Below are 24,380 nucleotides of genomic sequence, written 5' to 3' on the forward strand. Positions count from 1 at the left end.
AACATGGCTGTTAGAGTTGCTATCAATGGTTTCGGTCGTATTGGTCGTCTGGCTTTCCGTCAGATGTTTGATGCTGAGGGTTACGAGGTCGTCGCAATCAACGACCTGACCAGCCCCAAGATGCTGGCTCACCTGCTGAAGTACGATACTGCTCAGGGTTCTTTCTGCGGCAAGATCGGCGAGGGCAAGCACACCGTCGAGGCTACCGAGGACTCCATCATTGTTGACGGCAAGGAGATCAAGATCTACGCTGTTAAGGACGCAAAGGACGCTCCCTGGGGCGAACTGAACGTTGATGTCGTTCTGGAGTGCACCGGCTTCTACACCAGCAAGGAGAAGAGCATGGCTCACATTCAGGCTGGCGCAAAGAAGGTCGTTATCTCTGCTCCCGCAGGCAACGATCTGAAGACCATTGTCTTCTCCGTCAACGAGAAGACCCTGACCGCTGAGGATCAGGTCATTTCTGCTGCTTCCTGCACCACCAACTGCCTGGCTCCCATGGCTAACACCCTGAACAAGACCTACCCCATCGTCTCCGGTATCATGACCACTGTTCATGCTTACACCGGCGACCAGATGATCCTGGATGGTCCTCAGCGCAAGGGCGATCTGCGCCGTGCTCGTGCTGGCGCACAGAACATCGTTCCCAACACCACCGGCGCTGCTAAGGCTATCGGCCTGGTCATCCCCGAGCTGAACGGCAAGCTGATCGGTTCTGCTCAGCGTGTGCCTGTTCCCACCGGCTCTACCACCATTCTGGTTGCTGTCGTCAAGGGCAAGGACGTCACCAAGGAGTCCATCAATGCTGCTATGAAGGCTGCTACTTCTGAGTCCTTCGGCTACAACGAGGATCAGATCGTTTCTTCCGATGTCATCGGCATGCGTTACGGCTCTCTGTTCGATGCTACCCAGACCATGGTCGCTAAGATCGACGACGACACTTATCAGGTTCAGGTCGTGTCTTGGTACGACAACGAGAACTCCTACACCTCTCAGATGGTCCGTACCATTAAGTACTTCGCTGAGAACTGCTAATCACAGCTCTACGCTCAAAAGTGCTTGAGGTGCCGTGCTGAATGACGGCTGGTACCGGCTTTGCTGGTACGAACATGCTGTGATTGGTACGACAACAGGATAACGAGTTCAACACCCTTCCTTTTGCGGGTTTCCGTGAGAGGAAGGGTGTTTTTTTGCTGCAAAAAAGCAATGGAACGAGTTCCTTTCTAAAATGAATATGTTGCAACAAAAAGACGGAATAAAGTACGGAAATCTTAGCCATGATGCAGGCAATGATACAGCTGCAAAGTATTGTACCCCAGAGGAAAAAATGGTAAAATATTTTTAGTGTCAATAAATACATTTACGAAATTGATATTGATGATTCTGGAAATAAAATGTCAATGAATTGCGGCGTAAATCAGTCAAAAACCTGGGCGTAGATGCGTCCGGGCTTTTTCTGATGTAAAGGAAACCGGGCCGGAGTTTGGCACGGTATGGGGATGAGATTCCTAAATGGGGAAAGCGACAGGAAAGGGAAAATGAAAGAGAAATTGAGGCTTGCTGTTTTTGGCCACAAAAGGTGGTCGAGAGAGGGCGGCGTGGAGATCGTGGTAAAAGAGCTGTGCACACGGATGGCGCAGCAGGGCTGTCAGGTGACATGCTACAACAGAGCAGGCCATCATGTGAGCGGTGCGGAATATGACGATGCTGGTAAAGCGGAGTACGAGGGAATCCGTCAGAAGTCTGTTCCGACCATTCAGCGGAGAGGGGCTAGAGATATAATACGCGGCTGTCATAATAGGGACAAGGGTACGGCAGAGAATGAAAGGCTCCGCAACCCGAAGTTCATATTTTCTTACCCGAAGAATGAACGATTGATCTTTCTGTGTGGCAGCAATGCCATCCAGAAAGAAATCTCGACCATGAGGGTGGGGTGACAGCCAGCGGACAGGCAAGCGAGCCTATCCGCTCTTTGTGTTGGCCGAGATATTGATGAAGAAATTGAGTGGGATTGTGGGAAAGATTTATGAGTAAGAAACTTGCGATTGCGATGTTCGGACAGAAGCGATTATCAAGAGAGGGCGGAGTAGAGATCGTTGTCAAAGAACTCTGCACCCGAATGGCACAGAAGGGTTGTGATGTAACTTGCTACAATAGAGCAGGCCATCATGTGAGTGGTGCAGAATATGACGATGCTGGTAAAACGGAGTACGAGGGAATCCGTCAGAAGTCTGTTCCGACCATTGAACGGCGCGGACTTGCTGCAGTCAGCTCCTCCGCATTTGCGGCACTTTATAGTGCATTTGGAAAATACGATGTGGTGCACATCCACGCCGAAGGACCAGCGTTCTTTGCATGGCTGCCGAAGATGTTTGGGAAAAGAGTTGTTGTTACCGTCCATGGCATTGATTGGCAGCGCGAGAAATGGCAATCAGGACTTGGCTCTAAGTTTATCCACCAAGGCGAAAAAAATGCTGCGAAATATGCGGACGAGGTCATTGTTCTGAGCAAAGGCGTGCAGGATTATTTTAAGGAAACTTATGGAAGAGAAACGCACTTTATCCCTAATGGCGTGAATAGGCCGCAGATTCGGGAAGCAAAGCTGATCAAGGATCATTTTGGACTGGAAAAGGATTCCTACATATTGTTCCTCGGTCGTCTGGTGCCGGAGAAGGGCATTCGATATCTGGTTGAGGCCTTCAAGAATGTCAAGACAGATAAAAAACTGGTCATCGCAGGTGGCTCTAGTGATACGGATTCCTTTATGGAGGAATTGAAAGAACTGGCGAAGGGTGACGATCGGATTCTTTTTACTGGGTTTGTGCAGGGAGCAATGCTGGATGAACTGTACAGCAACGCTTACATCTACACGCTGCCGTCCGATCTGGAAGGAATGCCATTAAGTCTGCTGGAGGCGATGAGCTACGGCAACTGCTGTTTGGTTTCGGATATTCCGGAGTGCGCAGAGGTTGTGGAAGATAAGGCATTGATTTTCAAAAAGTCAGATGTAGAGGACTTGCGAGAAAAACTGCAAGATGCCTGTGACCATCCAGAAATGGTTATGAAAATGAAGAATCAGGCAGCTGACTTTATCTGCGAGAAATACAACTGGGATGAAGTTGTAAAGGAAACGATGAAACTGTACAGGAGAAAATAATAGATGAGAGTATTGATAATAAATAAATTTCTATATCCAAACGGTGGATCAGAAACCTACATATTTAAGCTGGGTGAGGCGCTAGAGCAGCACGGACATGAGGTTCAGTACTTCGGTATGGAGCATGAAGGCCGCTGCGTGGGCAACCGGGTCAATGCTTATACATCTGGTATGGACTTCCACGGCGGCAGCAAACTGAGCAAGCTGACCTACCCGATCAAGACCATCTACAGCAAGGAAGCACGGGTGCAGCTGAGAAAAGTTCTGGACGACTTCAAGCCGGATGTCTGTCACCTGAACAATTTTAACTACCAGCTGACACCTTCCATCATTCTGGAAATCGTGAAGTGGCGCAAGGAGACCGGAAGAGATTGTAAGATCATCTTCACGGCACATGACTACCAGCTGGTCTGCCCGAACCACATGCTGAACAATCCGAACACCCACCAGAACTGTGAGAAGTGCCTCGGCGGTCATTTCGTGAACTGCATGAAAGGCAAGTGCATCCACGGTTCCACGGCGAAATCTGCCATCGGCATGATGGAAGCCGAGTTCTGGAAGTGGAAGGGTACCTACAAGTACATTGACACCATGATCTGCTGCTCGGAGTTCATGAAGAGCAAGATGGACAGTAATCCTCTGTTTGCAACGAAGACCGTGGCAATGCACAACTTCATCGACAAGGTGGAGTGGAAAGATACGGAGAAGAAGAATTACGTCCTCTACTTCGGCCGCTTCTCTGAAGAGAAGGGCATCGGCACACTCATCAAGGTCTGCAAGGAACTGCCGAATGTGCAGTTCGTCTTCGCCGGTACTGGCCCGCTGGAAGAGACAGTAAATGGTATTAAGAACATCAAGAATGTTGGTTTCCAGAAAGGCGAAGCACTGGAGAAGCTGATCCGTGAGGCACGGTTCTCCATTTACCCGTCTGAGTGGTATGAGAACTGCCCGTTCTCCGTAATGGAATCCCAGATGTATGGCACACCGGTGCTGGGAGCGAATATCGGTGGCATCCCGGAACTGATTCAGGTTGGTAAGACCGGCGAGTTGTTTGAAAGCGGTAATGCCGAAGATCTGAAGAAGAAGATCGAGAAGCTCTGGGGTGATAAGAAGCTGTGTGCGGAGTACAGTGCGAACTGTAAGGACATCAGCTTCGATACCATTGATGAGTATTACGAGAAAATTATGAAGGTGTATCAGTAAGACTGGTATGTGAGGAGAGAATTTGTGGCTACAAAAGCGGATAGATATGAGGGAATAGATGGTTTGAAGGCATATGCCATCATTGGCATTGCACTGATGCACGTCCTCGCAAACGGAGAATATGGGATAGGAGGATTTGTGTTTGAGAGGCTGATACCATCTTTCACAAACCTCGTTTTCCTTTTTATGATGGTCAGTGGTTTTGGAATGTGCTGCGGCTATTACCAGAAAATTATTGACCAGAAGATTAGCGTAGAGGATTTCTACAAGAAACGGTACATCAAGATCTGGCCGTATTTTGCATTGCTTTGTGCGTTGGATTTTGTGATTTCACCGAGCAAAGAATCACTATTTGAAATCTTTGCAAACTTGACTTTGTGTCAGGGGCTTCTGCCGAATGCCAAGATTTCGGTTATTGGCGTGAGTTGGACACTGGCAGTCATTTTTGTGTTCTACATGCTGTTCCCGTTCTTCTGTTTCCTGATTGGAAACAAGAAGAGAGCGTGGGGTGTGGCAGTTACGGCACTGGTATTTAATTGGCTGTGTGGAGTTTATTTCTTTGATGGAAACCACATCGTAGATTCACTTAGTGTTGGCTTTACCCCTAGATTAAATATCGTCTACGATGCGATTTACTTTATCGCTGGCGACTTGATCTTCCTCTATCGTGAGGAACTGGCTGAGTTTGCATCAAAGCACAAGATTATTGCTGGAGCAATTCTGCTGATTGCCACAGTTGCTTATTTTGCAATAGGTGGTTCTACACTTACGATGCTGTTCTTCTGTGTGGCAGCATTGGTCTATACCCTCGGGTGCAAGTGGGGGGGGGTACTGGTCAATCCAGTTGCCAAGTTCCTCGGCGGTATCTGCTTCGAGATTTACCTGTGCCACATGGTAATTTATCGTGTGCTTGAGAAGTTACACATTGTTCATCTATTTGGAAATGGTCTGCTGGCATATATCTTCACAGCGGTTGCAGTCATCTGCGGTTCGGTTGTGTTCTCGGTATGTGCTAAGTGGTTCTTAAATAAAATCGAAACATTCTTAAAAGAGAGAGTAAACAATAGGAGAGTTAATCATGTCTGAAGAAAAGAAGTTAAATGGTACGGTCATCGTCACTTATCGCTGCAACGCTCGTTGCTCTATGTGCAACCGTTATAAAGCGCCTTCCAAGCCTGAAGAAGAAATCAGCATCGAAACCATCAAGAAGCTGCCGAAGATGTACTTTACGAACATCACCGGTGGTGAGCCGTTCATCCGCACTGACCTGAAGGATATCGTGCGTGAACTGTACAAGAAGTCTGACCGTATCGTTATTTCCACGAACGGTTTCTTCACTGACCGTATCGTTGACCTGTGCAAAGAGTTCCCGCAGATTGGTATTCGTATCTCTATCGAAGGTCTGGAGCAGACCAATAATGAGATTCGTGGCCTGCAGAACGGCTACCAGCGTGGTTACGGCACACTGAAGAAGCTGCGTGAAATGGGCATGAAGGATGTCGGTTTTGGTATGACCGTTCAGGACAAGAATGCTCCTGACCTGGTTCCGCTGTACAAGATTTCCGATGAGATGGGCATGGAGTTTGCAACTGCTTCTCTGCATAACAGCTTCTACTTCGTTGAGGCGAAGAATATCATCCACGATCGTCCGATGGTCGCAAAGAACTTCGAGAATCTGGTCAACGAACTGCTCCGCAGCAACAGCCCGAAGAAGTGGTTCCGCGCTTACTTTAACCATGGTCTGATCAACTACATCTATGGACAGAAGCGTCTGCTGCCTTGCGACATGAGTTTTGACACCTTCTTCATCGATCCGTATGGCGATGTTATGCCTTGCAATGGCACCAAGGATAAAGAGGTCATGGGCAACCTGAACAACCAGACTTGGGATGAGCTGTGGAACAGCCCGGAAGCAGAGAAGGTTCGTGCAAAGGTTCGTTGCTGCGACCGTGACTGCTGGATGATTGGTTCTGTCAGCCCGGCTATGCACAAGTATATCTGGAAACCTGCTACCTGGGTTCTGGTTCACAAGTTTAAGGCTCTGTTTACCAAGCATCCGTACAGCATGTACGAGTTGAAGATCTGCCGTGACTACCGTGATGGCAAAGTCACTAAAGAGGAACTGGATAAGTGTAGCACCTGCGATATGAACTGTGTGATCAACAACGGTCTGAGTGAGGCTTCTAAGGAGCAGCTGAAGCATAAGACCGGCGAGGAAATTGTGGATGCTGATATCGCACAGCAGATGGAGACGAAGTAATGGATGGCCGATTGGATAGGACGACTACGAATTGCTGTAAAGGAATTGCGGCAATAATTATCATGTTGCACCACATATCTTTTCGAGTATCAAATTTACCTGTGTATGTGAAACCGATTTGGTACATTGCATTTCCGATAGTGGGGTTCTTCTTCTTTATGTCAGGCTATGGCTTGACCTGTGGGTTACTGCAAAAGAAGAATTATCTTCAAGGGTTTCTGTCCAAAAGGCTTTTGAATATTATTGTCCCCTATGTGATAGTCGCAATCACCTGGATAGGGCTAGAAATTATCTGGGGGGGGGCAGACACCTGTAAGAGCAATCGCTGAAGCATTTACAATTCGATACATCCAACCACTTTGGTTTATATGGGTGATTATAGCCGTATACATTGTATTCTATGCAGTGTTTAACCATACAGAAATCAATGTAGGAGCATATTGGTTTGCGGTTATAACTATTGCTTATATCTTGATAAGTGCTTTTGTTAACCCGCGAGATGAAATGTATGCATCTATTATTGGAATGCCTCTCGGCATTTTGTGGGCGATGTATGAGAGAAAAATAGATTCTTATTTTGAAATCGGTTTTTTGAGGAAAGAAATTGTTGCAATTGTAGCTTTTGTAATTTTGTTTATCGGAAGACTCACATTAAGTGTGGTGGGTTTTGATAATCAATTGTTTCAGTCGGTTCTTCGGAATATTATCACGATAGCATTTATTGTTCCTCTAATTGAATTATTGAAAAAAGTGAAGATACAGAAAAGATTTCTGATTTGGTTAGGAACAATATCTTATGAAATTTATATCATCCATCCGTTTATTCTTTATTTCTTTGAAAAGGAGACAACGGAAGGAAAACAAGTAGGTAACTTGGAAATTGTATTGTGGACAATTGGATTAACCCTACTTTTGTCAAGTGTGTTGCAGATTGTCCAGGATAATTTAGTTAGAAAAGTGAAATTATAAAAATGATAGGGGTCTAAAATGAGCAATATAACAGTTCTTACACCCGCCTACAATAGAGGAAAACTTCTGGAAAAACTATATGAATCCTTATGTGCTCAGGACTGTAAGGACTTTGAGTGGCTCATTGTAGATGATGGTAGTACGGATGATACAAGCGAACGTGTCGAGCAAATGAAGCAGACGGCAGATTTTCCAATTTCTTATCATAAAAAAGAAAATGGCGGAAAGCACACGGCTCTGAATTATGCATATCAGTTTATAAAGGCTCCGTTGACATTTATTGTTGACAGCGATGATTCTCTTACAGTAGATGCAATTTCTTGTGTCAATGAGATTTATAAAAAGTACAAAAACGAGAGTGATCTTTGTGGCTTTAGCTTTTTGAGAGGAAAGCCGGATGGTGGATATCTAAGTACATCTGGTGTGCCACAGGATGGGATGAAAGAATCCTATGTTGAGTGCCGAATTAATAGAAATATTGGTGGAGATATGGCGGAAGTGTGGTATACGCACTGTCTAAAAGAATATCTATTTCCTGAGTTTCAAGGGGAAAAGTTTCTAGGTGAGGATATCGTTTGGGTTAGAATGTCTGAAAAGTATAAAATGCGATTCTTTAATCGCGTAATTTACATTTCAGATTATCTCGAAGATGGTCTGACTAATAACCGTAGAAAACACAATATAAAGTCCCCGAATGGATGCATAGCTAGAGCAGAGGCATTCTTGGACTCGAATGCTTGCATGAAAATAAGAATCAAATCAATGCTGCAGTATCAAATATACGGAAAGTTCGCTGGAAGAAAAAGTGGTGAGCTTTTGAGTAATAGTAGTGACAAAATTTTATATTGTGCTCTTTTCCTTCCGAGTCAATTATTGTATGGAAAGTGGAAACGAGATATAAAAGAATAATTATGTCATGCAACTGCTTTAGTTAAAGTGGGATTGAGGAAGATGTGGAGAGGACAAGGATTAGGGAATGAAGAGGGAAGCATATATTTTGCCGTATTTTGACCATCTTCCCAAAGAGTTTGAAGTTAGAACGTCTATTGTCACAATAGACGTTCCGCTAAATTCTACCTATATCAAAGATTATCAACTTGGCATTGCGAAGAAACAGTGGAATAAATCCGATTTGAATGACGTGATTTCTAACAGTGAAATGTATATTGAAAACTGCATGAAATACAGATACAAACTTTCTACAAAACAAAGGGTAGAACAATTTTTAGAGATAGAAAGAGAAAGGCTTGACGATGGAAAAAAGTAAAAAACAATATTTTAATGAAATAAATATAATGCGTGGAATGGCTGTGCTTTGTGTCGTCATTGGACATTCTTTTAATCCGACAGAAACGCCTACTATTTTGGGTTTTATAAAAAGTTTTGTTTATTGTTTTCATATGCCAGCTTTTTTCTTTATTAGCGGATTTCTTGAAGGCGAGAAAAGACGTAGCATTAGCGAAAAGAAACAAGCTATTGTAAAAAAAGCTAAGCGGCTGATGGTGCCGTATTTCTTTTTAACAGTGGTCACAGCCGTTCTTAAGCTATTATTTGGAGCATTTGCAAGGAATCCACTTAATTATTCTACTCTTGCAGTAGATGTTTTAATTGGAAGAAACAATCCGAATGGTGGTCTTTGGTTTCTGTATGCTTTGTTTGTTATTTCTATTTTTGGAATCTTATTTGATAATGTGAGTCGTACGGTTTTAGCGGGTGTTATGTTTGTACTATATATGCTAAACACTGTTGTATTAAAACAGTCTGGATATATTGTTGGCTTTTTCCTGAGTTACGCATGGATTTACTTTATGGGCGGTGCTGTGAGAAAGCATCTTTTTGAAATAATAAAGAATTCCGAACTACTCATGTCAGTAAAAGGAATAGTGTTAATAGCGGTTGTTTCCGTAGGATATATGATGCTTGCGTTTGTTAGTATTTATAAGTCTCAGTCTTGGAGTTTGGCAACTGCAGTAACCGTTATTGGCGTATTTCTGCTTTTTGTTATTGCAGTGCAGATTGAACATTACCATTGTGGAGAAAAGCTATGGATGGTGCTAGGTGATTATGGAATGGATATATATATGATTGGTTATTATGTGCAGCAGGCGATTTTTGTTGTATGCGGCAAAATTTTAGGATTTGATTATTTAGTATACGCATGGATGATGCTGTTTTTGGGATTGATTGCTCCGATTTTTCTGTCAAAATACGTCGTTAGAAAAAATCATATGCTTTCAACATTGATTCTTGGGAGGTGAAATGGTGAATTATCTTATTTCTGCATATAGCGTGAACCCTTATAAGGGTTCAGAGGATAGTATTGGTTGGAATTGGGTTTTACAGTACGAGAAAAACTATAAAGAAGGAGATAGAATAATCCTTCTTACTAAGAAATTCAATGAGAAGGACACGAGAAGAGGCCTCAAAGAATTTAATATACAACATGTCGAATTAGTTATTGTTGATGTCCCTAATGCACTTAACTGGTTCAGAGAAAAGCATTCCGCTTTTCATCATATGTATTATATTTTATGGCAGCATTGGGCATGGCTTTGGGTTAAACATTCAGGAATCCATTTTGATGTAATTCATCATGTTACTATGAATGATTACAGAATCCCAAGTGAGTTATATAAGGCTAAAGGTGCAAAGGTGATTTGGGGGCCAATGGGAGGTGCGCAGGTAACACCAAGGCCATTGAAGGTCTATGAAAAGAATCAACTGGTTGCGAGTTTTAGAGAGTTTGTAAATAAGAGCTGTTCATGGAATCCCTTTTATAAGAAAGCACTGCGCTCATATTATAAGATATATTGCATAAATAATGAAACTCAAAAGCAAATTTCTCGCATCGTAGGAAAAGATGTGCCATTAATGCCGGAGTTGGCATTAAGAGATGAATACAAAAATCTTCCTATTCGGAAAGGAAACAACGATATTCTCAAAATCGTTTTTGTAGGAAGATTGATTGGAAAAAAAGGAATAGCTTTTCTTGTTGACGCTCTTTCTTTGATGCCTACCGATATGAATTGGGAACTCTTGATTTTTGGTGATGGCGATGATCATGCATTAATTGAAAAACAAATAGCAGATAGTGGTATTGGAAAAAATGTAAAATTAATGGGTAACCGTCCGCTGAATCAAATTGCTGAAGCATATCAGCAGGCAGATGTTTTTGTTTTGCCGAGTCTTAGAGAAACAAGTGGAAATGTGCTGCTCGAGGCAATGGCATATGCAGTGCCAATAGTTGCATTTGATACAAGTTTTTGTAGGCTGCTAAAAGAAGTTGACTGCGGTGTATTCGTAAATACGGACCAGGCACTTGAAGGCATCAAGGAAGACTGGTGCAAAGCAATTGTAACATTAGGACAGGACAAAGAACTGGCAAAGCAGATGGGACTAAATGGTTATAAATATGTGAACAGTAAGCTAACATGGGATGAGAAGTATAGAATTATTGTTAACGATATGTAATTGTAGTACTGCTGTATGAAAAATACAGTTTAGCGCATCTATGAGGAGAATATGATGAAGCAAACAGAAGAAAAAATTAAATTTAGTGTTGTACTGCCAATTTATAATGTGGAAAAATATCTGAATAGATGCCTTGATAGTGTCATGAATCAGACCTACAAAAAGCTTGAAATTATTCTTGTTGATGACGGCTCTCCGGATAATTGCCCACAAATGTGTGATAATTGGGAAAAAGTTGATGATCGTATTAAGGTTGTACATAAAAAAAATGCTGGTCTGGGTGAGGCGAGAAATTCTGGCTTAGATGTTGCTACTGGAGATTATATTGCTTTTTTTGATAGTGATGACTATATTGATACAAGACTGTTTGAAGAATTATATACAGTCATAATTTCCGATAATCCAGATTTGATTGAATTTGGACATCATGACGTTGATAGACAGGGAAATATTACCAAAACATTTATTCCAAAAACACCGTTGGAAAAGTATGAAGGTGAAGAAGTTTTATCAAAATTCCTACCAGAGTTGATTTGTACAGATCCTAAAACAGGAACAGCCAGTGACTTGTTAATGAGCGCGTGGAGTTGCTTATATAGAAGACAACTATTGGCAGAATGCAACTTCCATTTTGTCTCCGAAAGAAAGTATATTAGTGAAGATGTGTATTCGCTAATGAAACTCATGCCGAATGTACATAGTGTTAATGTTGTACATAAGGCATATTATTATTATTGCGAAAATGACCAGTCGCTTACACATGTATATAAGCCAGATCGCTTTGAAAAGCTTGTCGCATTTCAACTGCATTTAGAAGAATTATGTGCATCAGATGTCTACAGCGATGAAGTGAGATACAGGATTAAAAGACCTTTTTTGGATAACTTGCTTGCTTGTATGAAAAGCGAAGTCAATTGTATAAAAGAAATTGGTGTTAAAGAAATCCATCGTTCGATTTCCCAAATGTGTACAAATAAGATGGTTCAAAAAATTGTATGGATGGTACCAGATGCTAGTTTTTCAAGAGCAAGAAGAATGATTCATTTTTGTATTAGACATAAGATGAGTTTCAGCACTATCGTGTTGATAAGAGCTCAACAATATTTAGGGAGATAAAAGTATGCGAAGAGAATTATTTATAGTTACACCAAAGAAGTGCATATTTTGGATACTATACGCATGCATTGTGTTCTCTGTAGCGTATAGTTTGTTTGGTATTAGCCTTTCAACATTCTATTTGTGTGATGTTTTGAATTTGATGTTGCTTTACTTTGAAGCAAAGTATATTAAGGAGATTAAAAATCGATGCGCCCCTCTTCTCTATATTTTGATTGCACTTTTGCTGTTTTTAATGGTTGGCGCTGGAATAAATTATGTAAAACCGTTGCTCATTTTTTGGGGAATAAGAAATCTCTGCCGCTATTTTATATTGTTTTTTGGAGTAATTCTCTTTTTTACACTTGATGATGTCGAAAAAGTGATTCGATTTTATTTTGCATCACAAATACTTAATGCGCTTGTTGGTATATATAAGTATTTTGTCCTTGGGCTTTTTAGCGATGATTTTGGTGGAGGAATTTTTTGGGGCGGTGGTGGCTTGAATCCATTCTGCCTGTTGCTTTTATGCTTTTACTCAAGCCTTTATTTTGCTAAAAAAACTACATTCAAAAAATTTGCGTTTATTATTGCGGCTACATTTATGCTAGGTGCAATGGCTGAGGAAAAGATGATGTTAATGTTGGCCGTGTTATGCATTATTTTGTCAGCACTGATTAATCAATATGTTGAAAAAGGTCTTACAGTTAGAAAGTTAGGTATTCTAGTTGGTTTATTACTGGGCTTTGTGGTTGTTATCAATTTGGTTGATCGTTTGGCACCGGATATGTTGAATATTCTTTTTAATAAAAAGAATTTTATGGATTATGCAACTGCGACTTTTGATGAGGGGTATAGAATTCCACGTGTCGGATCATTCCAAGTGATTAATAATTTATTCCTGAGAACTCCGATTAAAGAGTGGTTTGGTTTGGGTATTGGTAATTGTGACACATCTGCATTTTCATTTTTACAGAGTGACTTTTACAGAGCTTATGGAGACTATAATTATCGCTGGTTTACAAATCAATGGACGTATTTGGAATGCGGAATTGGCGGTTTTGGATTGTACGTGTTTTTCTTTGTTACATTGATTATTACGTTGTTGGCAAAGTTAAAAAGGTATCCTAATGCGATTCGGCCATATATGATTGCAAGTGCTATTTTCACAGTCGCTATGATTTTTTTGATGTGGCACAGCTCAGCAATTCGAGTGGATACAGCTTATATAATTTATTTTGGAATGGCAATTGGTTTTGTAGCAATGCAGTATGATAGCAATGAAATTAAGGAGGATTGCTAAAGTGAATATAAAAAGCATTTTGAGAAAGACCGCTTATGGGTATAAGGCAGAATCATCATCTTATATTGAACACTTAAGATCGATAGGAATGAAAATTGGAAGCGATTGCATTATATATGTCCCGACAAAGACGCTAATTGATGAGCAGTATCCGTGGATGATTACTATTGGTGATCATGTAAGGATTACTGAGGGTGTAAAAATTTTAACACACGATTATTCATGGTCGGTTCTTAAAAATTGTCGGGGGGGGTCCTTGGAGCTAGTGGTATAGTCGAAATAGGAAACAATGTATTTATTGGTATGAATACAATTATAGAAAGAAATGTGAAAATAGGCGATAACGTTGTGGTTGGAGCAGGGAGTCTAGTTACAAAGGATTGCGAGTCTGACAGCGTTTATGCGGGCGTTCCAGCGAGAAAGTTGATGAGTATTAATGAATTCTTTGACAAACGTTACGCTAAACAAAAGGCTGAAGCGAAAGAATTAGCTCAGAGGTATTATGAGCGTTTTAAACGTCGGCCCGATCCAGAGGTTTTTCATGAGTACTTTATGCTGTTTGAAACAAAAAGTAGCGTTTTAATAAACAATGTGTTTTCAAATAAGCTTAAGCTAGGCAATACAGAAAAGCAGTCAATTGAGTATATGGAAGAACATGCTCCTGAATTTTCTAATTATGAAGAATTTATGAGGTATTGTTTTGATGATGAGGAAGAAAAATAAAAGATGTGTCTTGATTTTACCCTACTTTGGACAATTTAATAATTATTTCCCGCTTTTTCTTAAATCATGTGAGGCCAACCCTACATACACATGGATGATTTTTACTGACAATGAGTTTAAGTATGCCTGTCCAGAAAATGTTCATGTTATTAAAACTACACTTGATGAAATACGTAAGATAGCTAACGAAAAATTTGGATTTAAGATTGTACTTGAATCAGCATATAAATTATGTGATTACAAACCTGCCTATGGGTTTCTATTTGAGAAATACATTAAGGACTTTGATTACTGGGGCCACTGTGATTGCGATTTGATTTTTGGAAACCTCGAAAAAAATGTTACGCCATTGTTGAACGAGGACTATGATAAATTGTTCGCTGCGGGACATTTGACAATATATAAAAACACGTATGAAAATAATCGTCGCTTTATGAAGTCTTATAAAGGACGTGTTTTATATAAAGAAGCATTTACAACGGACAAAATTTTTGTGTTTGATGAAGACTGTAATAGTCATGACAATGTCCATAGCATTTTTCGTGAAGATGGAGCAAGGATTTATGAAAAGGATTTGAGCATGAATCCTTCTGTCTTTTCTGCAAAATTTATTAGAGCATTTTATGATGTTTCTAAACACGACTTTGTTAATGAAATGTATAAAAAGGCACGGTATTATTGGAATAATGGAAATGTTTTGCGAATCGAGTGGAATGGTAGTGAACTTGTGAAGACAGAATTTGCTTATATTCATCTCCAAATGCGTAAAATGCGTGTTAAAGTGTCTGTACAAGATGCATGCTTTGAAATCTTACCAGATAGGTTTGTTGAGCAAGAGTTGCCGAAAAATCGTAGCGAACTACATTTGTTAACAATCGGATGGCCATATTTGTACTGGATTGATAATTATAAGAAGCGGGTAATCAGAAAGTGGAAGCAGATCGTTAGAAAGACAATCTGAATATATATATTGTGACCTAGTTATTTAAGAGTACAAGGAAGACGAGGATGAATTTATGATACCTAAAGTAATACACTATTGCTGGTTTGGAGGGAATCCTCTTCCAGAAGAAGCAAAGCGTTGTATTGAATCATGGAAAAAGTATTGTCCAGACTACAAGATAATAGAGTGGAATGAAAATAATTACGATGTGAATAGCAATGAATATATGAAAGCCGCTTATAAAGAAAAAAAATGGGCTTTTGTATCTGATTATGCCAGAATTGATGTCGTGTATAAGTACGGTGGCATATATATGGACACTGATGTTGAGTTAGTAAAGGAGCTTGATAGTTTTTTAAATGATAGAATGTATTGTGGGTGGGAAATGAGAGACCCATTGCTAGACAAACTGGGAAGAAGCTATGAGAATTCAGTGGCGTTTGGATTGGGATTTGGTGCAGAGAAAGGCCATCCAGCTTTGAAAAAGATTCTTGATTTATATGATAGGATTTCCTTTTATAACGAAGATGGAACTCTGAATTTAATGGCGTGTCCGCATTATCAAACGGAAATCCTAAAAGAATATGGACTAGATGATACAAGGAGAACATATCAACACTTAGATGCAGGAATTGTGGTCTATGAAGAAGAAGTGTTTTCGCCGAAGTCACCACTAACAGGGAAAACAACAATTACAAACAAAACTGTAAGTATCCATCAATTTTCAATGACTTGGATTAATGCAAAAGAAAGAAAACTTCAGAATATAGAATGGAATCTTACAGAACGGTTTGGATATGGATTTGCTCATACGGTTACTAAGATTATTTCTTTGCCGTATAGAGTAGAAAAAAAGATAACTAAAATAGTGAAAAAGTCCCAATAAGGTTGACTGTGTAGAAATTCGATGTTAAATAATGGAAGGAGTTCTTGGACAATAGTCCGTAAAAGATAATGCAAAAATCATTAACTAAAAATTCAATATATAACGTAATTTATACGATAGCTAATATCCTGTTTCCTTTTGCTACATCTATTTATGTCTCAAGGATTCTTCTGCCGGCCGGCGTTGGTAAAGTGGCTTCTGCACAGAATATTGTTTCCTATTTTGTGACACTTGCAGCACTTGGATTGCCATCCTATGGAGTACGAGAGTTTGCAAAAGTTAGAGAAAAAAAATATGAAAGAAACAAATTGTTCACCGAGCTTCTACTTGTGAATATTATATCGACAACTTTGGCAGTTGTTGGATTCATTGGTCTAGTGGTTGTTAATGAGGGTTTTAGTGGACAATGGGCACTTTATGCAGCCTGTGGTCTTTCTATTGCCTTTAATTATCTTAATATTGACTGGATGTATCAGGGCCTGGAAGAATATGGATATATTACAGGGCGAAGCTTACTTATTAAAGGCCTCTCTCTTTTGGCATTATTTTTATTTGTGAAAACAAGGGAAGATTATGTAATATATGCGCTTATATCTAGTTTGGCCACAGGCGGAAATTATGTTTTTAATGTTCTGAACGCAAGAAAATATGTCGCACTTGATTTCTCTAGAATCGAGTTAAAACGTCATATGAAACCTGTTCTTTTAATTGCGTGTATTATATTCTTATCGAGTATTTACAATAAAATTGATGTGACAATGCTCAACATCTTGGCAACGGATGAATCTGTTGGGTACTACACATACGCACAGAAGACAATTACAATGGTTTTGACCATGGCGAATGCTATTACTGCTGCATTGTTACCAAGACTTAGCTATTACTATGACAATGATAGACAAGGATTTTATAAATTATTAGATAAAGGTTTTCAAGTCTTGTGTTTTATGACTTTTCCAATGACAGTAGGAATGGTGCTTGTTGCTCCGCAAGCAGTTGAGTTCTTATACGGTGAGGCCTTTGAACCTGCTGTTTTAACGATACGCTTGATGTGTCCCCTGATTCTAATCAAAGGCTTTGGAGATTTGTTCTGCTACCAGCTTGTTTATAGTACAAAGAGCGAAAAGATTATTTTGCCTGCTTCAGCATCTGCATCTGTGATAAATATTATAACGAATGCAGCTTTAATTCCGACACTTCTTCAAAATGGTGCCGTAATAGCATCTGTGTTTAGTGAATTGGTTACGAATGCTGTACAATTCATTTATATGAAGAAAAAAGTGAAGTTTTCTATTAATATGAAAGCATTGACGAAGGGACTTATCAGTACAGCAGTGATGGCACTGAGTGTCTACATCATTATGCAGTTTAAATTGCCAAATACTGTTGGGCTTATATTAGAGATTTCATGTGGTGTTATCGCATACACAGCAGTAAACTTGGTTATGAAGAACACCTTGATATTCGAGATTGTGAATAAAGTGAAAGGGAAAATCTCACATAAGGCCTAAATATGAAGAAAGTGGGATGGTGGATGAAGTGCAACACAATAATGAATACAAACTGATAGATTTGATAAAATTTTTGTGTGCATATCTTGTAGTTGGGATACACACGAGACCACTTCAAGCTGTTAGTGTTCTCTTAGACAAAGTTGTGTACTATAATATATCAAACTATGCAGTACCGTTCTTTTATGCATGTACTGGATATTTCTTGATTGTTAAACAACCGGAAAAAGATTTGCATACAAAACTTGGCTACCGCATAAAAAAGATCTTTAATATTTATATCATATGGTCTATCGTGTATTTGCCAGTGACAGTTTATGGATGGTTTATTGAAGGAAATAAAACAGTAGAATATGCAGCTCTTTGTATTCGGAATTATATCCTCGTGGGAGATAATTTTTATTCATGGGCGCTATGGTATCTCAATGGTTTAATCTTCGCCTTGATTCTTATAGATATTTTATCAAAAAGAATTTCAATAGAAAAGATTGTAGGTTTTGGATCAGTGGCATATCTTGTTGGTATAGTTCTTACCGCTTTTGGGGGACATCAAGACAAGTTACCGGCATTATTAGCATGTCCAGTTAATATTTATTTCTCAATCTTTGCAACAACAAGAAATGGTCTCTTTCAATCGTTAGTATTTGTTTCTTTGGGTATGTATATTGCTGACATTGAGAAGTCGGGTGAGTTGACAAAAATTCTTCACAAGGGAAAGATTGCACTATTTGCTTATCTAATAAAAATTCCTATAAGCCTTATCGGGGGGGCAGTACCTCAGCCAGATGCTTGACCTTCCAATCTTTTTCATGCTATTCTGCCTGATTATATATAAATGTCCAAAGATGGAACTTCATGGAGATTTTTATAAGAAACTGAGAAACTTAAGTGGAACAATATATTTTGTCCATATGTACTTTGTGGCATTGTGTGCACTTGTTTTGTATAAGGAAGATTACCATAATCTCGTATCCTTCTTTATCTGCGCAGGAAGTGCGACTTTAATTGCTATACTATTCAATTACATTAGGGAAAGGAAAAGATGCAAGCAGTAGCTGATGACGTTTTTTATAGCATATATCAATATTTAGGATTCGGGCTGATTTTCGCAGTAATATGCATGATTGCCTTGCCCGAAGTAGAACATAAAGGATTAAAGAAGTGCCTTATTCATCAGTGGCATAAGCTTAGAACGGATAAGATCACTCGATATAAATTTGCATTCTTTACCATCCTGTTTATGGTGCTGTCTAGAACTTTGATTTGCCGCAGTATATGGCAATGTCCATGGGAAAATATAATTGGGGAATGGGGAGTTTTCGCTTCAGATGGCACTCTGAATACGGAAGGGATGCTTAATGTTCTTCTGTTTGTCCCACTTGCTTATTTTGGAGTTCTGGGATTTTTTCAACAAGATGGATTGGACAAGGAAATCTTGTTTAATATTGTAAAGACTTCCTTTGGTTTTTCATGTTTAATTGAAATATGTCAGCTTTTTTTAAGAGTAGGAACATTTCAGTTATCGGATATTTTCCAAAATACGCTTGGTGGCTTTATAGGTATAGCTGTTTGGGCTATGCAACAAAAAATAATGAAAAGAGGAAGAAAAAATATGAACACAACATTACTTATCATGGCAGCCGGTATCGGTAGCCGTTTCGGAACGGGAATTAAACAGCTGGAGCCGGTGGATGCTTCTAACCATATCATCATGGATTACTCGATTCATGATGCAATCGAGGCTGGCTTCAATCATGTGGTGTTTATCATCCGCAAGGATATCGAGAAGGAGTTCAAAGAGGTCATCGGTGATCGCATTGCCTCCATTTGCAAGTCCCACAATGTAACTGTGGACTACGCATTTCAGGATATCAACGATATTCCGGGAGAACTTCCGGCAGGCCGGACAAAGCCGTGGGGGACTGGCCAGGCCGTCCTTGCGGCGAAAAATGTGATTGATACTCCGTTCATTGTCATCAATGCAGATGACTACTATGGTAAAGAAGGCTTCAAGGCCGTCCACGAGTATCTGGTAAATGGCGGTGAGTCTTGCATGGCTGGTTTTGTACTGAAGAATACCCTGTCTGATAACGGTGGCGTGACTCGTGGCATCTGCAAAATGGATGAGAATGGAAACTTGACTGAGGTTGTGGAAACCAAGAACATCGTCAAGACTGCAGATGGAGCAGAGGCAGACGGTGTGGTTGTTGATGTGAATTCTCTGGTATCCATGAATATGTGGGGCCTGACTCCAGAGTTCTTGGATGTGCTGGAGGAAGGTTTCAAAGAATTCTTCGAGAAAGAGGTTCCGGGCAATCCTCTGAAGGCGGAGTATCTGATTCCTATCTTCATCGGTGAGCTGCTGGAGCAGGGCAAGATGTCTGTGAAGGTTCTGAAGACCAACGACACCTGGTACGGCATGACCTACCACGAAGATGTTGCAGCCGTAAAGGACAGCTTCAAGAAAATGTTAGAAAAGGGTGTCTATAAGACAGATTTGTTTAGCGATTTATGATATACTGGAGCCACGGGAAGCCGTGGCTCTTGTTGTTTGAAACTTTGTATACTGTTTTGTGCAGTCAGCAAGCAACGCAGCAAGGAGATTAAGAATATAGGAATTTAATTATGTAAACAGGAGCGATATTGTGAAGAAACTATTTTGGTTATTGTTTGGAACCGGTTTAGCTATTGCAGTAATAGCTTTCACATTGTCAGATAACACCTTGAGTTATTTTTTTAATTTTCTTTTGGGATTGAGTACGAACATTTTTGGATTGATTATCACCATTTTCTTTGCACAAAAATATATTGATGCTGTGGAAACAAAAAACAGAAAAGCCGCAGAAACAAACGAAATCCTAAGGCATGATAGAATTATGCAGCAATTTATTTTGCTTTATTTGGAAGGGTATGCAAGTATTGCAATCCCTAATAAATTGGATGTAAGTGAGATTCATATCAATGTGGCAGAAGATGATGAGTTTGCATTTACGGATTTGGCAGGAATGTATGATGCCTCACTCATGATTCCGAAAAAGGGTGCAAAATCTTCTATTGAAATTTACTATGAAAATGAAGAGAAGTTGGCAAAGTATGTAATGAATGTTATAGAGAATGTCAATTTTGAGTTTTATCCAGAATTGCTGGATACTTTGACGGAATTCTATAGGATATATATAAAATCAGATGAAAAGGAGATTGTTCTTTGGCCACTTACAGTTGATGATTTAGATAATAGAAAACTAATAATCACAGCAATGACCAATATGATTAAGAGTAAAGACAATGATTGGGTTGCTCAAAATGCAAAAGGTAAATTGAATGGCAATGTGATGAAGTCCTATGTGACGTTATATCTAAAAGCAAGAGAAGAGAGAAAATTGATTGCGAAGTATACGCAGGAAATAAATAAAGTGAAATTACAAAATGGACAATCGTAAATCAAATAATTGTATTTTTTCACTCACAATGTTATACTTAGATAGCATTATAAAATGAAATGAGGTAGGATTTCATGCCCAGAACAAAAGGTAGCAAGAATAAGCCCAAAACTGTGACTGCTGGTTTCGCAACGCAGATTGCAGAGAAGCAGTCCGCAAAGGAAGCACTCACAGCGGAAATCGCATCCATCACGGCAAACATTGACACTTTGAAGGCTGATCTGAAAGTGAAAAAGACTGCTCTGAAGAAGGCCGAAAAAGAAGTGGCATCTCTGGAAGCAAAGAAGGCCAAGGCAGATGCTAAGGCCGCTGAAGAAGCGAAGAAGACCGAAGCAGAGGCTGTGCTGAAGAAGTTACTGGCAAGCGGTATGAGTGCGGACGAGATCCTCGAAAAACTGAAATAACCAAGAAAAAAATAAATGCCGTGTGGACAAACTGAACTCTAGGAGTTCACACGGTATTTTTTGAAGGATGCCGTATAGTTTGTAACGAAAATAAAAGAAGAACAAAATTTAAAAAAATGGAGCGTGAGAAAATGAACTTATCTAAAATACATCATATTGCAATTATCGTATCTGACTACGAAGCCGCAAAGAATTTTTATGTGAACAAGCTGGGCTTCTCTGTCATCAGAGAGAACTACCGTCCAGAGCGTAAGGACTGGAAGCTAGATCTTCGTGTCAATAAGCACACAGAGCTCGAGATTTTCGCAGAAGAAAACCCGCCGAAGCGTGTGAACCGTCCCGAAGCCTGTGGCCTGCGTCATCTTGCATTCTGTGTGGAGAGCGTGGAGCAGACGGTGAAAGAGCTGGCGGAGATAGGGATTGAATGTGAGCCAATCCGTGTGGATGATTACACCGGCAAGAAGATGACATTCTTCCACGACCCGGATGGACTGCCGCTGGAACTGCACGAATAATTATGGGAGAGAAAAGAGCATATAAAGCCAGAAAGCCTGGCGGCGGCCGGAAAAAGTTAAAGCCGGAATACGATGCCGGGAAGAATCTGAAAGATCAGATGGATGCGGCTGTGGCGCTCTATGAGGAGGACTGCTCCCTCCAATCCATCGCCGATGTGCTAAACCTAAACCCAATCAAAGTGAGAAAGCTACTCATCACAGCTGGAGTGTATAAGTCGAATGCGGCGAAGAAAGTGAAAAACACTTTTGAAGAGTATAGAAAAACACAGGACTACAAAACCGCCATACTATCAACTGCAGCAGTTCTTAAACTTTCCAAAGCCTCCGTCACATCGTACCTGCCTTATGAAAAAGGCGTGTACTTCCCAAGCGCAGCAGATAAAGAGAAAATCAGCGTAGGAGCAGAGCGGCAGCGGAGATTTAGAGCAATAAAGCGATGGAGGGTTGATCCGACAGAAGAAAACTTCTGGGGTGTGGTTCTGGCCTATACTGGAGTAAAATTTAAGACCTACTCCGGGTTGCCATTCTCTTACGAAATTAAAAAGGGCAGTAACGGCGAGTACACAAAAGAACTGTGGATCGATCGCAGAGAGAATAGTAAAAGCCTGGCGTGGAGTTCTGTGCGGCTGGCTCTGGGCCATATTAAAAAGGTAGGAGAAGTAGTTGAACGACCGAAAGCACTGGGCGATATCCGGGGTGTGACCTATATATATGGAATGTTCTATCGGTTTGGACTGATCGACGTGCCGGATGAAGCAAAAGAAAAGATGAAGAAAGCGTTCAGCAAATCGTCCTGACACGGATGCCGCAGAGGGTGCGGAAAAGAAGAATCACCCAATGTTTGAGTCACTGCGTGAACTCCTGGAGATTATACAAAAAACGCCTGCGGAATGAACCACAGGCGGCTGAAATCACATTATAGCTTATTCAAAAAGTCTTCCAGAACACGGTTCCACTTTTCGGGGTACTCATAGAACATCAGGTGACCACCCATGACGTAGGTGTCGTAACCGGGAAGATGTGCTTCGACAAAGGGCTTTGCAATGCCCTGCCAGTGTTCTGCAATGAACATCAGGCTGGGCATCGTTGCACCGACATCTTTTGCGATTTCAAGATAGTTGGAGAACACAGCGTCGCAGAACAGCTGACGGCAGATCCAGTACGGCGTGCGGCCGGAAATATCCAGCAGATACTCCAGCTCATCAGGCTCCATCTTATGCTGGATCATGATGCCAGTCGCATACTCGCTAAAGAACTCACGGCATCCCTCAGAAGAAGTCAACACCTGTGTGGCGACCTGACAGCTCTTCAATCGTGCCCTCAGTCCACCACTTCGGGTCAGGGGAGAGCGGGAGCGGAGACATATCGATAGTCACAACGCCGCGCAGCTTGTCTTTGCCGAACTGCTGCACGTAGCTCCATGTGTCAAGGTTGCCCGTGCTCCAGCCAATCAGGACAATATCTTTGAGACCCAATGCATCAATCAGACCTGCTACATCGCGGCCGTGAGTCAGGTAGTCGTTGCCATCCACGGTTTTGGCAGAATAGCCTTGGCCGCGAGGATCGATAGCAATGGCACGATATTCAGAGGAGAAATACTCCAGTTGGTTCTTGAAAATCTCACCAGAGAAGGTCAGGCCGGGAATGAAGACCAACGGTTTACCTTTGCCATGAGAAAACCTCCCAACAAAACCTATAAATCGAATTGGCTTGTCTGAATTATATATCTGAAAAAGAGAAAAGCAATAGCTTGATAGAAACTGCACTGCTGTAATCTACAAAAATTTTCAGTGCATGAATATCAGTAACAGTTACACAATGTTAAAATAGCAATATGTCCACGATGAGCAGGCGCAACACCTGTCTGCCGCAGTATTTTTACTTTATAAGACATCTCTATGGATGACGGTAAGGTTCGATTTTGAACTTTGCCGTTTTTCTTTTTATTTAAAATTATAAATTTTTTCAGAACTGTATTCCAAAACAGCTCTGCGGATTCCTATTAGTGTAGGGGTTTTCAAAATCTTTTGTGAAACGGCTTTCCTCTAGTTTTATGAGTGGAAAATAAACAAAATCTATGTTCTAAAATTAGGTAGTTCAACAAAATTCAAAAAACTGGTTGCCAAACACCCCTTTTAGAATGTTATAGGTATAGGGGAATGCTGAAAAAGTGAAATTTCTTTGAATTTTAAAAAGATCCGGTTTAAAAATCCCCCTTTGAGTTTGTATAGGGTGTAAGGACTATTTTTCTAAACAGACCTATTCGCTGTTGGATTCACTTGTGAAAATCCCTAATTCCTTACAAAGTCACATCGCACCTTGAAAATCGCATGAGCCACCCCAGCAGGATACCTCCGGTACTGAATGTGCATTCTGCGCGTCTTACCAGAAAAAACGTCGGAGAGAATCGGGCAGGAACGGGCTGGGACAGAGTGGACGGTAGTTAAGAGCAAGATTCGCCTTTGTATACGAAACCGCTCCTACGGGCGATTTTTCTACG

General features: G+C 40.7%; 24 protein-coding genes and 2 pseudogenes. 24 read left to right on the forward strand and 2 right to left on the reverse strand.

Annotated elements, in window-relative coordinates; all coding sequences use genetic code 11:
• Nucleotides 1–3 precede the first annotated feature (3 nt).
• The 24 genes and pseudogenes from gap (at nucleotide 4) to DWY76_RS14325 (ending at nucleotide 22,677) form a co-directional block, all read left to right on the forward strand.
• Nucleotides 4–1,035, forward strand: coding sequence for a type I glyceraldehyde-3-phosphate dehydrogenase (gap, locus tag DWY76_RS04590; RefSeq protein ID WP_005945602.1), 1,032 nt, complete (start codon nucleotides 4–6; stop codon nucleotides 1,033–1,035).
• Nucleotides 1,036–1,538: 503 nt separating this feature from the next.
• Nucleotides 1,539–1,937: a hypothetical protein gene (locus DWY76_RS14540; RefSeq protein ID WP_207665824.1), complete on the forward strand. Its 399-nt coding sequence runs from the start codon at nucleotides 1,539–1,541 to the stop codon at nucleotides 1,935–1,937.
• An 89-nt stretch (nucleotides 1,938–2,026) separates the two neighbouring features.
• Nucleotides 2,027–3,157 carry a glycosyltransferase family 4 protein gene (locus DWY76_RS04600; protein WP_120080075.1) on the forward strand — a complete coding sequence of 377 codons (1,131 nt, stop codon included), beginning with the start codon at nucleotides 2,027–2,029 and terminating at the stop codon, nucleotides 3,155–3,157.
• A 3-nt stretch (nucleotides 3,158–3,160) separates the two neighbouring features.
• A complete protein-coding gene (locus DWY76_RS04605) occupies nucleotides 3,161–4,360 on the forward strand; it encodes a glycosyltransferase (protein ID WP_120080077.1) in 1,200 nt (399 codons plus the stop codon).
• Between the two features lie 24 nt (nucleotides 4,361–4,384).
• Nucleotides 4,385–5,446 carry an acyltransferase gene (locus DWY76_RS04610; protein ID WP_243111930.1) on the forward strand — a complete coding sequence of 354 codons (1,062 nt, stop codon included), beginning with the start codon at nucleotides 4,385–4,387 and terminating at the stop codon, nucleotides 5,444–5,446.
• Nucleotides 5,439–6,620 carry a radical SAM protein gene (locus DWY76_RS04615; protein WP_055260470.1) on the forward strand — a complete coding sequence of 394 codons (1,182 nt, stop codon included), beginning with the start codon at nucleotides 5,439–5,441 and terminating at the stop codon, nucleotides 6,618–6,620. The genes DWY76_RS04610 and DWY76_RS04615 overlap by 8 nt, the downstream gene beginning before the upstream one ends.
• Before the next feature lie 339 nt (nucleotides 6,621–6,959).
• Complete coding sequence (locus tag DWY76_RS04625; RefSeq protein ID WP_279221594.1) at nucleotides 6,960–7,589, forward strand: acyltransferase family protein; 630 nt, start codon at nucleotides 6,960–6,962, stop codon at nucleotides 7,587–7,589.
• A gap of 18 nt (nucleotides 7,590–7,607) precedes the next feature.
• Nucleotides 7,608–8,498, forward strand: a complete 891-nt coding sequence (locus DWY76_RS04630; protein WP_008369183.1) for a glycosyltransferase family 2 protein — start codon at nucleotides 7,608–7,610, stop codon at nucleotides 8,496–8,498.
• A 67-nt stretch (nucleotides 8,499–8,565) separates the two neighbouring features.
• A complete protein-coding gene (locus DWY76_RS04635; RefSeq protein ID WP_207665825.1) occupies nucleotides 8,566–8,856 on the forward strand; it encodes a hypothetical protein in 291 nt (96 codons plus the stop codon).
• Nucleotides 8,843–9,847, forward strand: coding sequence for an acyltransferase (locus tag DWY76_RS04640; protein WP_120080083.1), 1,005 nt, complete (start codon nucleotides 8,843–8,845; stop codon nucleotides 9,845–9,847). Before DWY76_RS04635 ends, DWY76_RS04640 begins: the two co-directional genes overlap by 14 nt.
• A gap of 1 nt (nucleotide 9,848) precedes the next feature.
• Nucleotides 9,849–11,060: a glycosyltransferase family 4 protein gene (locus DWY76_RS04645; RefSeq protein WP_120080085.1), complete on the forward strand. Its 1,212-nt coding sequence runs from the start codon at nucleotides 9,849–9,851 to the stop codon at nucleotides 11,058–11,060.
• Between the two features lie 51 nt (nucleotides 11,061–11,111).
• A complete protein-coding gene (locus DWY76_RS04650; protein WP_120080087.1) occupies nucleotides 11,112–12,176 on the forward strand; it encodes a glycosyltransferase in 1,065 nt (354 codons plus the stop codon).
• 4 nt (nucleotides 12,177–12,180) lie between these two features.
• Nucleotides 12,181–13,458, forward strand: coding sequence for a hypothetical protein (locus tag DWY76_RS04655; RefSeq protein WP_120080089.1), 1,278 nt, complete (start codon nucleotides 12,181–12,183; stop codon nucleotides 13,456–13,458).
• Between the two features lie 240 nt (nucleotides 13,459–13,698).
• Entirely contained in the window at nucleotides 13,699–14,181 is a 483-nt protein-coding gene (locus tag DWY76_RS04660) for an acyltransferase (protein WP_347562225.1), read from the forward strand.
• Entirely contained in the window at nucleotides 14,162–15,142 is a 981-nt protein-coding gene (locus DWY76_RS04665) for a DUF6625 family protein (RefSeq protein ID WP_120080091.1), read from the forward strand. Before DWY76_RS04660 ends, DWY76_RS04665 begins: the two co-directional genes overlap by 20 nt.
• A gap of 49 nt (nucleotides 15,143–15,191) precedes the next feature.
• A pseudogene (locus DWY76_RS04670) lies at nucleotides 15,192–16,010 on the forward strand (glycosyltransferase); the annotation flags it as partial.
• Between the two features lie 68 nt (nucleotides 16,011–16,078).
• Nucleotides 16,079–17,521 (forward strand): oligosaccharide flippase family protein, encoded by a 1,443-nt coding sequence (locus DWY76_RS04675; RefSeq protein WP_120080095.1) that lies wholly within the window; start codon nucleotides 16,079–16,081, stop codon nucleotides 17,519–17,521.
• A 16-nt stretch (nucleotides 17,522–17,537) separates the two neighbouring features.
• The gene (locus DWY76_RS04680) at nucleotides 17,538–18,314 is read left to right on the forward strand and encodes an acyltransferase (protein ID WP_120080097.1); all 777 of its coding nucleotides are present in this window, start codon (nucleotides 17,538–17,540) and stop codon (nucleotides 18,312–18,314) included.
• A gap of 447 nt (nucleotides 18,315–18,761) precedes the next feature.
• A pseudogene (locus DWY76_RS14495) lies at nucleotides 18,762–19,085 on the forward strand (VanZ family protein); the annotation flags it as partial.
• A gap of 48 nt (nucleotides 19,086–19,133) precedes the next feature.
• Nucleotides 19,134–20,036 (forward strand): sugar phosphate nucleotidyltransferase, encoded by a 903-nt coding sequence (locus DWY76_RS14320; RefSeq protein ID WP_243111947.1) that lies wholly within the window; start codon nucleotides 19,134–19,136, stop codon nucleotides 20,034–20,036.
• Between the two features lie 130 nt (nucleotides 20,037–20,166).
• A complete protein-coding gene (locus tag DWY76_RS04690) occupies nucleotides 20,167–20,961 on the forward strand; it encodes a hypothetical protein (protein ID WP_120080101.1) in 795 nt (264 codons plus the stop codon).
• Nucleotides 20,962–21,035: 74 nt separating this feature from the next.
• Nucleotides 21,036–21,365, forward strand: coding sequence for a hypothetical protein (locus DWY76_RS04695; protein WP_120080103.1), 330 nt, complete (start codon nucleotides 21,036–21,038; stop codon nucleotides 21,363–21,365).
• 131 nt (nucleotides 21,366–21,496) lie between these two features.
• On the forward strand, nucleotides 21,497–21,880 hold the full coding sequence (locus DWY76_RS04700; protein ID WP_120080105.1) for a VOC family protein: 384 nt from the start codon (nucleotides 21,497–21,499) through the stop codon (nucleotides 21,878–21,880).
• 2 nt (nucleotides 21,881–21,882) lie between these two features.
• Complete coding sequence (locus DWY76_RS14325; protein WP_243111933.1) at nucleotides 21,883–22,677, forward strand: hypothetical protein; 795 nt, start codon at nucleotides 21,883–21,885, stop codon at nucleotides 22,675–22,677.
• A 119-nt stretch (nucleotides 22,678–22,796) separates the two neighbouring features.
• On the opposite strand, the gene DWY76_RS04710 is transcribed toward DWY76_RS14325, so the two are convergent.
• Entirely contained in the window at nucleotides 22,797–23,108 is a 312-nt protein-coding gene (locus DWY76_RS04710) for a hypothetical protein (RefSeq protein ID WP_120080107.1), read from the reverse strand.
• Nucleotides 23,109–23,148: 40 nt separating this feature from the next.
• Entirely contained in the window at nucleotides 23,149–23,535 is a 387-nt protein-coding gene (locus DWY76_RS04715) for an alpha/beta hydrolase (protein WP_165852566.1), read from the reverse strand.
• Between the last annotated feature and the right edge of the window lie 845 nt (nucleotides 23,536–24,380).

It is taken from the genome of Faecalibacterium sp. AF27-11BH (assembly GCF_003603005.1).
Lineage (GTDB): Bacteria > Bacillota > Clostridia > Oscillospirales > Ruminococcaceae > Faecalibacterium > Faecalibacterium taiwanense.